15 protein-coding genes are annotated in these 12,763 nt (G+C 64.4%); 9 read left to right on the forward strand and 6 right to left on the reverse strand.

Annotated features, from left to right (window positions below; genetic code table 11):
* The first annotated feature begins 12 nt into the window (after positions 1-12).
* The 8 genes from ACLNGM_RS17160 to ACLNGM_RS17195 all read left to right on the forward strand — a co-directional run bounded on the left by ACLNGM_RS17160 (position 13) and on the right by ACLNGM_RS17195 (position 6,272).
* A complete protein-coding gene (locus ACLNGM_RS17160; protein ID WP_416355841.1) occupies positions 13-1,011 on the forward strand; it encodes a helix-turn-helix domain-containing protein in 999 nt (332 codons plus the stop codon).
* Between the two features lie 100 nt (positions 1,012-1,111).
* Entirely contained in the window at positions 1,112-1,924 is an 813-nt protein-coding gene (locus ACLNGM_RS17165; protein WP_416355842.1) for a FadR/GntR family transcriptional regulator, read from the forward strand.
* Positions 1,921-2,367: a ribose 5-phosphate isomerase B gene (gene rpiB, locus ACLNGM_RS17170; RefSeq protein ID WP_416355843.1), complete on the forward strand. Its 447-nt coding sequence runs from the start codon at positions 1,921-1,923 to the stop codon at positions 2,365-2,367. Before ACLNGM_RS17165 ends, rpiB begins: the two co-directional genes overlap by 4 nt.
* A 34-nt stretch (positions 2,368-2,401) precedes the next feature.
* Positions 2,402-3,322, forward strand: a complete 921-nt coding sequence (locus ACLNGM_RS17175) for an NAD(P)-dependent oxidoreductase (RefSeq protein WP_416355844.1) — start codon at positions 2,402-2,404, stop codon at positions 3,320-3,322.
* A complete protein-coding gene (locus ACLNGM_RS17180) occupies positions 3,319-3,996 on the forward strand; it encodes an amino acid ABC transporter permease (RefSeq protein ID WP_416355845.1) in 678 nt (225 codons plus the stop codon). The genes ACLNGM_RS17175 and ACLNGM_RS17180 overlap by 4 nt, the downstream gene beginning before the upstream one ends.
* Before the next feature lie 11 nt (positions 3,997-4,007).
* Entirely contained in the window at positions 4,008-4,682 is a 675-nt protein-coding gene (locus ACLNGM_RS17185) for an amino acid ABC transporter permease (protein WP_416355846.1), read from the forward strand.
* A 26-nt stretch (positions 4,683-4,708) separates the two neighbouring features.
* A complete protein-coding gene (locus ACLNGM_RS17190) occupies positions 4,709-5,434 on the forward strand; it encodes an amino acid ABC transporter ATP-binding protein (RefSeq protein WP_416355847.1) in 726 nt (241 codons plus the stop codon).
* Between the two features lie 43 nt (positions 5,435-5,477).
* Complete coding sequence (locus ACLNGM_RS17195; protein ID WP_416355848.1) at positions 5,478-6,272, forward strand: transporter substrate-binding domain-containing protein; 795 nt, start codon at positions 5,478-5,480, stop codon at positions 6,270-6,272.
* 264 nt (positions 6,273-6,536) lie between these two features.
* Here the strand turns inward: ACLNGM_RS17195 and ACLNGM_RS17200 are convergent, their stop codons facing one another.
* The 6 genes from ACLNGM_RS17200 to ACLNGM_RS17225 all read right to left on the reverse strand — a co-directional run bounded on the left by ACLNGM_RS17200 (position 6,537) and on the right by ACLNGM_RS17225 (position 11,161).
* Positions 6,537-7,076, reverse strand: coding sequence for a MucR family transcriptional regulator (locus ACLNGM_RS17200; RefSeq protein WP_416355849.1), 540 nt, complete (start codon positions 7,074-7,076; stop codon positions 6,537-6,539).
* 382 nt (positions 7,077-7,458) lie between these two features.
* The gene (locus ACLNGM_RS17205) at positions 7,459-7,953 is read right to left on the reverse strand and encodes a hypothetical protein (RefSeq protein ID WP_416355850.1); all 495 of its coding nucleotides are present in this window, start codon (positions 7,951-7,953) and stop codon (positions 7,459-7,461) included.
* Between the two features lie 252 nt (positions 7,954-8,205).
* Positions 8,206-8,763 (reverse strand): hypothetical protein, encoded by a 558-nt coding sequence (locus tag ACLNGM_RS17210; protein ID WP_416355851.1) that lies wholly within the window; start codon positions 8,761-8,763, stop codon positions 8,206-8,208.
* A 110-nt stretch (positions 8,764-8,873) separates the two neighbouring features.
* Positions 8,874-9,329: a lipocalin-like domain-containing protein gene (locus tag ACLNGM_RS17215; protein ID WP_416355852.1), complete on the reverse strand. Its 456-nt coding sequence runs from the start codon at positions 9,327-9,329 to the stop codon at positions 8,874-8,876.
* Between the two features lie 225 nt (positions 9,330-9,554).
* The gene (locus ACLNGM_RS17220) at positions 9,555-9,965 is read right to left on the reverse strand and encodes a cyclophilin-like fold protein (protein WP_416355853.1); all 411 of its coding nucleotides are present in this window, start codon (positions 9,963-9,965) and stop codon (positions 9,555-9,557) included.
* A gap of 59 nt (positions 9,966-10,024) precedes the next feature.
* Positions 10,025-11,161 carry an alpha/beta hydrolase gene (locus ACLNGM_RS17225; RefSeq protein ID WP_416355854.1) on the reverse strand — a complete coding sequence of 379 codons (1,137 nt, stop codon included), beginning with the start codon at positions 11,159-11,161 and terminating at the stop codon, positions 10,025-10,027.
* A gap of 408 nt (positions 11,162-11,569) precedes the next feature.
* On the opposite strand from ACLNGM_RS17225, the gene ACLNGM_RS17230 reads away from it, so the two are divergent.
* Positions 11,570-12,757: an MFS transporter gene (locus ACLNGM_RS17230; protein ID WP_416355855.1), complete on the forward strand. Its 1,188-nt coding sequence runs from the start codon at positions 11,570-11,572 to the stop codon at positions 12,755-12,757.
* Positions 12,758-12,763: the final 6 nt, after the last annotated feature.

Below are 12,763 nucleotides of genomic sequence, written 5' to 3' on the forward strand. Positions count from 1 at the left end.
GAAGGGGGCTACATGGATCATGGTCCGTCGTGCACGATCGGGGAATGGCGATCCCAAGCCAGCTTTCGGCACAGCGTGTCCAGTCCTGAGCAACTAGAATTGCTGAACGAGGTCGGGGCGATCGCAATCGACTTCCTGCCATTTGCTCGGCCATTAACGTCTGATCTCGTGTTGCAGGGTGCTCAAAGTCAAACCTTCTGCTGCTGGGCAACGAGCTCTCGGTCAGGCTTCGTAAGCGTACCGAAGCATGAGGCCGACGTCATCACGATCCGCTTCATCGAGAGCGGCCGGATGATCCGGCGCAACGGACAATTCGAACATGTCGGTCTTCCCGGTCATGCGATGTTCGTGGCGTTCAAGGACATGCGCAACGAAGAGGCTTCCGAGGGCTTCTCGTCCTTTGGCGGGACGATCTCTCGAGATGGCCTGCTGCGTGGTCACCGAGCTCTTGAGGGCGACGGAACAGCGCCGCCATTTCTGGTTCCTATTGCGCCCTCTCAAACGCGGGAAATGAGAGCTTTTAAGAGCAGCTTCGTCAGCTTGATGGCGCGTTTGGAGACTGGCGCAGCGCTGGATGATCATTGGTTGGCGCTGCTTGAGGAAATCATCGTCTATCAGCTGCTGACCGCTTGGCCAAGGCAAGCGACGATGCCATCCCCGCGGCCGGGAGAGCCAATTGCCGTCGAAAGGATATCACGGGCTCTTGAATTCGTGGAGGACAATCTCGCAAAGCCCTTCCGCCTTGAAGACGTCGCACGAGCGGCAGGGATAAGCGTGCGCTCGCTGCAGCAGAACTTCCAAAAGTTCAGAAGTTGCTCACCAACGCAGTATGTGACCCGTCGCCGCCTCGAGCGAGTCAACGAGGATCTTCGGACGACGTACCGTGATGAATTGTCGATCGCTGCGGCAGCTCGACGCTGGGGCTTCACCCACATGAGCGATTTCGGGCGCCAGTACCGAGCGCATTTCGGTCATGTTCCCCGGGCGACGCCACGCAAACCCTACCGCTGAAGCTGCCTAGGAAGAGGTGATTCTTTCGAAGACCTCTCAAGCTCGGTTGACAGGCACCTCAACTCATCCGTAAGTGGTCTGACCACGGACGGATCACCTGATGAGCAGTGACGTTTCCATCACGCGCGGCGACACCGACACCCGAAGCGGCTACGAGCGCGTCGTCTCGTTCCTGCGCGAGCAGCTTCTGTCGGGCCAGTTGAAGACCGGCGACTGCCTCCTGCCCGAGCGTGAGCTGTCAGCCCGGTTGAACGTCAGCCGTCCCATGCTGCGGGAGGCGCTGCGGGCGCTGGCGATGATCGGAGCCGTCGAGATCCGCCACGGCGTCGGCACGATCGTGAAGCGGCCGGACGTCTCGACCCTCGGCGAGTTCTTCTCCTTCGTGCTGGCGCAGCAGGCCGATGTCATCGATGACATCATGGAAGCGCGCATCGCGATCGAGCACCATGCCGTGCGTCTCGCCTGCCGCCGGGCGACGCAACCCGATCTCGATCGGATCGCCGACGCCTTGAAGCTGATCGCCGAGACCATCCACGACGTCGAGGCGGGCGGCGCCGCCGACTTCCGCTTCCACGAGGCGATCGTGCGGGCCGCCCATTCGCCGACGCTCGTCAGCATCTACGGCTCGCTCTCAGCCCTGATGATGCGCTCGCATCTCGACCGCCGCGAGCAGATCATCCGGATCGAGGGGATCGACGAGTTCCTGATCGACCACCACCGGCTGATCTTCTCCGCCATCGTCGACCGCGACGCACCGAAGGCCGACGACCTCCTCACCCGCCATTTCGAGATCGGCGCCGAGTTCCGACGCCGGGCAACCATGCTCGAGACCGCGCACCGGATGGGGGAGCGTCGGGGGACGGCCTCTTCCGCCGAGCCGTCGAACGACCCGAACGCAAGGACCCATCCATGAAAATCGTCATCGGCAGCGACCACGCCGGCTTTCCGCTGAAGGCCCAGGTCATCGAGCATCTGAAAGCCGGTGGGCACGAGATCGAGGATGTCGGCAGCTACGACCCGAACCCGGTCGACTTCCCCGACATCGCCCGCCTCGTCTGCGACAAGGTGCGCGGCAAGGCCGCTGAGCGCGGCCTCCTCGTTTGCGGCACGGGTGTCGGCGCCGCGATCGCGGCCAACAAGATCCGCGGCATCCGCGCCGCGGTCTGCCACGACGTGCATTCGGCCCACCAGTCGGTCGAGCACGACGACGTCAACGTCATGTGCATCGGCGCCCAGATCGTCGGCCCCTGGCTCGCCAACGACCTCGTCGACGCCTTCTTCGCCGCCGAGTTCGACCGCAACGAGGACTTCGTGCGTCGCGTCGACAAGCTCGCCCAGCTCGAAACGTCGGACTGACCGGCCGGACGACGACTATGGGAGGAGGTCAGGGATGAACGACACAGATAGGGCGCGGGTCGGCTTCGTCGGCCTCGGCATGATGGGCCGCGAGATGGCCCGCAACCTCGTCGAGGCGGGCTATCGCGTCGCCGCCCATGACATCGACCCGGCGGCCGTCGAGGCCTTGGCGACGATCGGGGCCCGTCCCGCGCCGAGCGTGGCGGATGTCGGCGCAAGCGCGGACGTCGTCGTCACCATGCTGCCCGATACCCCGCATGTCGAGGATGTGGCCCTCGGCTCGGGCGGTCTCGTCGAGGCGATGCGTCCGGGCACGGTCCTCGTCGACATGAGCACAATCTCGCCGGTGGCGACGCGGGCCATGGCGGAGCGTCTGGCCGCCTCCGGCATCTCGATGCTCGACGCGCCCGTATCGGGCGGCCCGATCGGTGCGAAGAACGCCACGCTCTCGATCATGGTGGGCGGCGACGCGCAGGCGTTCGAGCGCGTCCAGCCGGTCCTGTCCGCGATGGGCACGACGATCTCGCACGTGGGCGAAAGCGGCGCCGGCCAGACGGTGAAGCTCTGCAACCAGCTCGTCTGCGGCGTGAACCTCCAGGCCATCTGCGAGGCGCTGGCACTCGGCCGCGCCTGCGGGGTCGATCTCGACCAAATGCGCGACGTGCTCCTGGGCGGCTCGGCCTCCTCATGGATGCTGGACAAGCTCGGCCCCGCGATGATCGCGGGAGATGCCGGAGCGGGCTTTCGCATCGACCTGATGCTGAAGGATCTACGGCTGACGCTCGAGATGGCGCAGGCGCGTTCCGTGCCCCTGCCCGCGACCTCGCTTGTCACCACGCAGTATCTCGAGGCCAAGGCGCATGGCGAGGGTGCCAACGGCAACCAGGCCCTGTTCCGCGTCTACGACCGAATGACCGGGCAGCGTGCCGCCGGCGCGCCGGACGGGCGGCCATGAGCATCGACTTCACCGCCATCTTCGCCCGCTGGCAGATGCTGCAGGACGGCCTCCTCCTCACCGTGCAGCTCGCCGCGGTGACGACGCTGACCGGCTTCCTGATCGGCACGGCCTGCGCGATCGCGAGGCGCTCGAGCCTGCGCTGGGCCTCTTGGGCAGCCGGCGTCTACATCGAGAGCATCCGAAACACGCCGTTCCTGGTGCAGATCTTCGTCGTCTATTTCGGGCTGTCGAGCCTCGGCTTCTCGTTCTCCGCCGTCACCGTCGCGATCATCGCGCTGACCATCAACGTCGGCGCCTACACGGCCGAGATCATGCGGGCCGGGTTCGATTCCGTGCACCGGGGACAGTGGGAGGCGGCCGAATGCCTGGGCCTCTCGAAACCGAAAGCCTATTGGCACGTCGCGCTGCGCCCGGCGATGGAGCGCGTCTACCCCTCGCTCACCAGCCAGTTCATCCTCCTGATGCTGGCTTCCTCCGTGACCTCCCAGATTTCCGTCGAGGAACTGACGGCCGCCGCCAACTTCATCCAGTCCGAGACCTACCGCCCCTTCGAGACCTTCCTGGTCGCCGCCTTCCTCTATCTCGCGCTGTCGCTCGTGATGCGCCTCGTCTTCTGGCTCTTCGGCCTCCTCATCTTCCCGCGGCTGCGACGCCTCGGCACGGCTCTCTAGGGGTCGCAACCATGAACACCGCCGTCAATCTCGGCCACCTTCAGTTCCTCCTCGTCGGGGCGATGTGGACGATCGTCCTGTCGCTGATGGCGTTCGTCGGCGGAGGGCTCGTCGGTTTCCTCGTCGCGCTCGGACGCACCGCGCCCTTGCGGGCGCTGCGCATCATCGCCGGCCTCTACGTCACGATCGTCCAGGGCACGCCGCTCCTCATCATCCTCTTCATCACCTATTTCGGCCTGCCGACGCTCGGCTATTCGATCTCGCCGCTCCTCGCCGCCGGCCTGTCGCTGACGATCTATGTCGGCGCCTATCTCGGCGAGATCTGGCGCGGTTGCCTCCAGTCGGTGCCCAAAGCCCAGTGGGAAGCGGCCGAGTGCCTCGCGCTCTCGAAGACCAGCCGCATGTTCCAGGTGATCCTGCCGCAGGCGATCCGCATCGCGACGCCGCCGACCGTCGGCTTCTGCGTCCAGATCATCAAGAACACCTCGCTCGCCTCCGTCGTCGGCTTCGTTGAGCTCGCCCGCGCCGGGCAGCTCATCAACAACTCGATCTTCGAGCCCTTCCTGATCTACGTGATCGTCGCCGCCCTCTACTTCTGCCTCTGCTACCCGGTGTCGCTTCTCAGTCGCCGGCTGGAGCAGCGCGGCGCGGCGCGCCTTCGCACCCTCAAGGCCCTGTCGGCATGACCGCGGCTTCCAACCAGGATACAGCCATGCCCATCGTCGCCCTCAAGGACGTCAGGAAAAGCTTCGGGTCCGTCCAGGTGCTGCACGGCGTCTCGTTCTCCGTCGAGAAGGGCGAGGTCGTCGCGCTGATCGGGGCGAGCGGCTCGGGCAAGTCCACGGCGCTGCGCTGCATCGACCGGCTGGAGGTCATCGACAGCGGCGAGATCGAGGTTTGCGGCCACCGGGTCGACGACCCGAAGCTCGACCTCAGGCGGCTACGGCAGGACGTCGGTATCGTCTTCCAGAGCTACAACCTCTTCCCGCACCTGACGATCGCCGAGAACATCATGCTGGCGCCCCGTTCGGTAAAGAAGATGGCGAAGGCAGAGGCGCGGGCGGTGGCCGAGGGCGTTCTCGCCAAGGTGGGCCTCGCCGAGAAGGCGGACCAATATCCCGAACAGCTGTCGGGCGGCCAGCAGCAGCGCGCCGCGATCGCCCGCTCGCTGGCGATGGAGCCCAAGGTCATGCTCTTCGACGAGGTGACTTCGGCGCTCGACCCCAAACTCACCGGCGAAGTGCTGCGCGTCATCGAGAGCCTGGCCGCCGGCGGTATGACGATGATCATGGTGACGCACGAGATGAACTTCGCCCGGCGCATCGCCGACCAGGTCGTCTTCATGCACCAAGGCCGCATCCACGAGCATGGGACGGCGGCGATCCTCGATCGGCCGGCGACGCCCGAACTGCGCGACTTCGTCGCCGAAGAACTGTGACGGCGGGGCGATCCAGCACCCGCCGCAACAAGGGAGGAACCACATGACGCTGAAGACGCTCACCGCTGTTGCTGCGGTTCTCGCAACGCTTGCCGCCGGCGTTGCGCCGGCCGCAGCCGATGCGCTGGCCGACATCATGGCCGCCAAGAAGATTCGGGTGGCCACCGACATGGCGATCCCGCCGTCGGGCATGCTCGACGCCAACCTCCAGCCGACGGGCTCCGACGTCGAGACGGCGAAGCTCCTGGCGGCCGACTGGGGCCTAGAACTCGAGTTCGTGCAGACAACGGGTGCCACGCGCATCCCGAACCTTCAAACGAACAAGGCTGACATTGTAATCTCGACGCTGTCGGTCACGCCTCAGCGGGCCGAGGTGATCGACTTCTCAAGGCCCTATGCCGCGCTGCAGTCGGTGGTCGGCGCGCCGAAGGCTTCGACCATCACTGGCTGGGACGATGTTCGCGGCCAAGCGATCACGGTGACCCGCGGCACCACGCAGGATACCGAGCTGACGAGCCTCGCCTCGGAAAAGGGCTTCACCGTCACCCGCTACGACGACGACGCCACGATGGTGACGGCGGCCGTCAGCGGACAGGCCAAGATGGTGGCGACCTCCGCGACGCTGGTGAACCAGATCGGGCAGCGCAATCCGGACCTCGCCTACGAGCCGAAGTTCGTGATCCGCACCTTCGATCTCGCGATCGGCCTGCGCAAGAACGAGCCCGAACTGAAGGCCAAGCTCGACGAGTGGGTCGGCGCCAACCTGAAGAACGGCAAGCTCAACGAGATCTACCAGCGCTTCCACGGCTCCGCCCTGCCGCCCGAGATGCTGCAGTAGAGTAATTGTGCGAGGCGATCGGCTGGCCGTTCGCCTCGCGCTTTCAGCTTCATCTTCGCAACCCGCCCCAATTAATCGAGGCAGCATCTGCATTGACGACGAAGCAGTCGTGCTCGAGGCAATTCTAGTCTCATCTTCTACCGAAGACGAGAGTTCGACCTTCCGCAGTCAGCGAAAGATCAAATTGGCAGGTAGGTATCCCCACGTCCGGCCAATCTCGTTTCCTCGGCAATCCGATTTCAAATGAAGATCGATCGAGAACCCTCAAGCGTCCGCCCTCGCGCCATTCTTCGCGGACCGCTTGGTCTTTTGCTTGGCCGTGGGTTCCGGCGCAGCCACTGGTTCGGATACCGCAGCATCCTCCGTCGCGGCGTCTGCCGGGACAGTGCGCTTTCGTCCAAGCCCCAACTGCTTGGCCACTTCCGCACGTCGCTTCGAATAGTTCGGAGCTACCATCGGATAGTCTGCCTTCAGACCATACCGCTCACGATAAGTCTCAGGCGTCAGACCGTGCGTTGCAAGGTGACGTCGAAGCGCTTTGTAGGGCTTCCCGTCGATCATGCTGATGATGACTTCGGGATCGGCCAAGCTCTTTCGCACGCTAACGGCGCCCTGGTATTCCTCTGACGCTTCCAACTGATCAGCCGACGCTTCGACCGGCGGATCAATCATGCCTACGAGAGCGGCGTGACTGTTCTTCAGGAAGGTGTGGACATCCTCTGGAGCGACTCGCGTGTTTGGGTTTGAGAGCCACGCAGTCGTGATCTCGACGGCTAGTTCGACCGCGTTTGACTTCTCTTCCAACGTGATTCTCCACAATCAGCAAGCGAATGGCTGCAGGAGGCAAGCGAATCGAGATGCTGCAGCGATGCAGCTAGTGATAGTCGATAAAGACGGATTCCCGCTAGCGGGGATATTGTCCCTTGCAACCGAATGTCCGAAGAGGTTGCGCACAACAGCTTAGACCTGCCAATCGGCAGATTGTATAGAGTCCGACCAACTGCCTTGCGCGTGGCCTGGTAGATGAGCTGGGAGTTGTCCTTATCGTTCGCTGTACACCCTCGCCATCGATTTGGATGCGGGGCATCTGCTCCTTGCTTGGGGATGCTCGCATTTGAGACGCGGGCTCGTGATGGCTGTGACAGCCGAACAGTTCCACTGTGAAAGCCGTGATTGGGGTCAGGACCTAGGTGTATGCAAGCAGTCGACCGGCGAAGATCACTCCCGTCCATGTGACTAGAGAGACACCTGCTCCTATGCGGGCCGAGATTGGCGTGGTTCCCCGTCCTGCCCAATCGCCGACACTGCGGTAAATCCCGAGGTGGAACATCGCGACGTTCACGCCGGCGACCAGGATCAGCCCGAGCTTCCAAGGCGCGGCTCCCGCCGCGGCCACCATGGTCGCCTGGGCACTGAGCAACGCGATACCGGTCACGATGGTCACCGCGAAGCCGACGTGGGAGACGGGGAGCAGATGACGCGCAGCCGTCGTCACGGAGACGACGCGACGTCCGTACCCGAAGATCCTGAGATCGAAGGCGAACGCCGGCCCGACAAGAAGCGCGATCCCGAGAATGTGGGTCGCCTCGATGACCGGGTAGAGATACTGGGAGTTACGTACCAGTTCGCCGAGGGCGGATCCCTGCAGCAGCTGAAGGGCCGTATTCAGGATATTGGGCATCTCTCGTTCCTGTTCGTGCCACGCCATGTGGGCAGTGAAGCCGTTTCGGCGCCACGCGCCGACCGCGTCCCGAGAGCCGTTCCTGCCCGCACCTTTCGGCTGCTGCCTCTTGATTTAACCGGGGTAAGGGAAGGATAGGGACGCCGCTCGCCCTGCCTACCGCCGCCGTCCGCGGGTCGGCGACACGCTCGTCGAGATGTCTGCTGCGGAACGAGCGCGCCCGATGGGAAGACCTGTCGATTTCGTCGTCGCCTATCTCGATAGCGGCGCACGTTCGGGAAGCGTGTTGCCGAGAACCTGGTTCACCGGGACGAGGTCGTCGCCGTACCAGAACACGACCGGACGAAAGAGGCCGTCGTCCGTCCTATTGATGTATCCAACGGCCTGGAAGCGCTCGCCCACCCTCAGGGCACGATCAAGGCCCCACCTGCCCGACCATGCCGGCGGCGCGATGATGATCTCGAGATCCTCGTGCGGACCGTCGTACGCGAGGGCGGCCTTGACGCGGGTGCTGTCCTCCGGGTCCTGCAACTGCTCCGGGATGGGCAGATCGGGCGTTCTGGCCGGCAGGTCGTCGTCCACGGTCACGTCGAACTGCGAATGCGGATTGCCCCACACCCCCTCCGAGGAGACCGATCCCGCGACGTAGATCAGGCGACCGGTCTCGAAGCCGGGCCATCCATGATGGGCGAGCGCCGGAGGCGATGGATAGAGCGAGGTCGCCAACACTACCGCCACTGCCATGCCGGCTACGGCCCATCCCGCGAACCCGCGAGCGCGCCAAGGCGTATTCGACGAATGATGCTTCATCTGGCCTTTCCTCTCGATGCTTCGATGGCTTGTCCTGGGAGCCGCAGCCGTTGCGGCGCCCCCTTTCTGGACGCTACCTGCGATCCGACGACGCCCCGTCGGCGGGTCCATCAGTCCTGGCGCTCGTAGGTGACGCGCCAGTTCTCGTCCTTGCTCGTCGGGGTGATGACCAGCCGGTCGTCCGTCACCTCGATTGCCCGTTCCAGCTTCCTCCCGATGAGGTCTCGCACGACGGAGGACTGGACGTCGAACGTGACGACGGTGCCGTCGGCCGCGACGTCGTAGGCGCCGTAGTAGGCTTCGTATCCGTTCACCGCATAAGGGTTGCCGGGGTCATCGCCCGAGGTCTTCATGGCCTGCACGGCGACGACGCCATTGTCGGTGAAGACGATTTGTCCGGTGAAGTCGACCGCCGACAGGTCGCTCCCCGGGGTCCCCTGTTCGAGAGACGTCATCCGCCAGACACCCTGGAGCCGCGTGGCGGAATCACCACCCGGCGACTGCGCCATCGCTGTCGAGGCAAGGGCAACCATCAGAAGGCCAGCGGTCGCGATGTGATACTTCATGTCGAGTTCCTTCCGATTGGATTGTGGCTCGCGACTGCCCGGCAAGCGTCCCCGGACGGGCCGTGGTGCCAGTGTCGAGAGGCGTCGAATTTTGTTGAGACACATCGATCTACGACGCGAATGTCGCGACGAGATCTGGTGGAAGTCCGAGGGCACGACCAGGAGCGTGCGGGCCGGAGGTCCGGCGGTGTGCGCCGGGACCAGGGCGGGAGACGTTTCAAACCGTCAGCGGTCCGTTCGCTCGATCCGCACCGAGACGTCGCCGGGCCGATCGAAGATTGAGACGTCGCCCTGGACCTGTGCAAGGACGACTATCCCTGGTCGAGGAACGCGGCCCTCGCGATAGTAGACGACGAAGTCGCCCGAACCCCAAAGCCCGACGGTACCGGGCGCGAAGTCCCGAACGCGGGGACTTTCCGGAAGTCGGCGCGGCAGGTTGCCGGTCTTCTCCTGACGCAGGTGATCCCGCATCCGGATCGTGACGGGCAGCATCTCGAGTAGAGCGTTGCCTGCAGCGTTGTCGGCGACGACGGCATCGACCGTTCCCCAGTCCGACGAGATCGAGATGCGTTCCTGTGCCATCGCCATTCCCATCATGGCCGTAAGAGCCGTGGTCACCAGTGCGATCCTGAACATGATCGGCAGTCCTCGAGTTCGGGAGGACGGGGTGGACCCATCCTCCTCCGATCCGTTCCTCAGTTCTTCGCGAGACCTGCCTCGCGACTGGCCAGGCTGCTTTCGAAGAAGGTCTCGAGGCGATCGAACGGAATGAGGTCGACGCGGTCGTAGAGATCGACGTGACCGGCGCCCGCCACCCAGACGAGTTCCTTCGGCTCGGAAGCGAGTTCGTAGGCCTTCTGCGAGAACTCTTTCGAATGCGCCTGGTCACCGGAGACGAACATCATCGGACGAGGCGAGATCGTCTCGATGTCGTTGAACGGGTAGAAGTTCATGAACTTCACGTTCGACGTCACGGTCGGCTTGGTCGTGCGTTCCGCGGAGGCGCCTTCCGGCGTCACCTGCCCACGCTCGGTCCGGTAGAAGTCGTAGAACTCGCGCTGGATCGGGTGCGTCTCGGACGTCAGTTCGAGGTCCGTGCCGCCTGCCACGGCGGTCTCGGCCCCGTCGACCTCCGCCCAGCGCTGCTCGGCAGCCGCCACGATGATGGCCTTCCGATCCTCGACCGACAGCGAGTTCTGCAGGGCGTTACGGTTCGCGGCGCCCATGTCGTACATGGAGACCGTCGCGATCGAGCGGATGCGGGGGTCGATCTTGGCTGCCGAGATTACGAAGGAACCGCTGCCGCAGATGCCGATCGCCCCGATCCGGTCCCGATCGACGAAGTCCTGCTTCCCCAGGTAGTCGACGGCGGCGCTGAAGGCCTCCGCGTAGAGGTCGGGGGCCACCGCATTGCGGGGCTCGCCTTCGCTACCACCCCAGTACGGGAGGTCCAGCGAGACCGTGACGAAGCCCCGCTCGGCCATCTTGGTGGCATAGAGGTTCGCACTCTGCTCCTTGACGGCTCCCATCGGGTGGCCGACGACGATCGCGGCGTGATCCACGCTCCGATCCAGATCCTTCGGGATGAAGATGTTGCCGGCGACCGTCGTCCGGTACTGGGTCTGGAAGGTGATCGGCTGAACGGTCACGGCGTCGCTGGCGTAAAAGTTGGCAGCCCCGTTCGACAGATTTTGAGCGAGGCTCTTCGTCGCCGTGGCGACGGAGGCAAGGCCAAGAGCCATCGCTCCCGCCGTCGCCAACCTCAAGAGGCCACCGATCGCCGGGCGGTCGTTCGACGCGGCGTACGGGGGGGTCATGTCGTGGTCGGTCATCGGTCCGTCTCCATCCTGCTTGGTGGCGTTCATCCAAGGCGGGCATCGACCCGCCAGCTTGCTTGGATGGAGACTTAAGGCATCGGGCCGCAGACGATTATCAGCGCCGTCTCGCAAGTCGTCATGAAGCTAGCTCATGAACAATCACGCACCCGTGAGCATCAGTTCTGGCTCGGCACGACTGATGAGTGGCGCTCATGTCCGCATCAAACTTTCGAGAGCTAGTTCGATGGCGATCCGACCCATAGGTTCACGCCGCGGCTCGATGACGAGATCGACGACGGCACCTGATCAGATCACGATCCGTCCATAGGCCCCGCCCCCTCCGACTGACCGGTCGGACGGATCCGTCGGGTGACGCTCTCCATCGTCCCCGACCGTTCCGCTTCGGCAGGAGCAAGGAACACCATGCAGTCAGAAGCCACGATCCATCCGACCGACGCCAGAACCCATGCCTCCTCCTGGAGTTCCGTCCTGGCACTTTCCCTCGGCGCCTTCACGTTGATCGCGTGCGAGTTCATGCCCGTCAGCCTGCTGACGCCCATCGCCTCCGATCTCGGAGTGACGGATGGCATGGCCGGCCGAGCCATCGCGGTCTCAGGTGGCTTCGCCGTGCTGACGAGCCTCCTCCTGCCCTCGTTTCTCGGTCGGATCGACCGGCGCCTCCTGATGCTCGGTCTGACGGGCCTCATGATCGTCTCAGCCACCATCGCCGCCATCGCCCCGAACTACGCGATCTTCATGATCGGGCGGGCCTTCGTCGGCGTCGCGATCGGCGGCTTCTGGTCCCTGTCGGCTGCAACCGTCATGCGCCTCGTCCCGGACGATCAGGTTCCGAAAGCCCTGGCGGTGCTCAACGGAGGAAACGCCCTCGCGACGATCGTCGCGGCTCCTCTCGGAAGCTTCCTGGGCGGACTGATCGGCTGGCGCGGAGCATTCTTTTTCGTCGTTCCGATCGCGGTCTCTGCCTTCCTTTGGCTGTGGCTGTCCTTGCCAGCCCTCGAAGCACCGGCTCGTACTGGTGGAACGGGCATCCTTTCGATCCTGCGCCGTAAGGTCGTCGTGATCGGCATGCTCGGGGTCGGCCTTCTCTTCATGGGCCAGTTCGCGCTCTACACCTACGTGCGCCCATTTCTCGAGACCGTACTGAACGTGGACGTCGCCCTGCTGTCGCTGATCCTTCTGGCGATAGGCATCGCGGGCTTCGTCGGCACAGCCTTGATCGGCTTCGTGCTCGATCGCCGCCTTCATGCCACCCTCGCCGCGATCCCGCTCCTCATGGCATCCGTCGCCGCGGCACTTGTCATCGCGGGTACCTCGATGCACGTGGTCGTGTCGCTACTGATCCTCTGGGGCTTCCTGGCGACGGCGGCGCCGGTCGGCTGGTGGACTTGGCTCGCCCGCACGCTTCCGGACGACGCGGAGGCCGGTGGGGGTCTGATGGTCGCCGTCGTTCAGCTTGCCATCACGCTGGGCGCGACGGTGGGCGGTATGATCTTCGACGGAAGCGGGTATCAGGCGACGTTCATATTCGCAGCCGCTATCCTCGTCGCATCGGCGATCGCCAGCATGGCCGCTTCCCGGTCGGCACGTTGACCCGAG

This window comes from Aureimonas phyllosphaerae, assembly GCF_047943035.1.
In the GTDB taxonomy this organism is placed as follows: domain Bacteria; phylum Pseudomonadota; class Alphaproteobacteria; order Rhizobiales; family Rhizobiaceae; genus Aureimonas; species Aureimonas phyllosphaerae.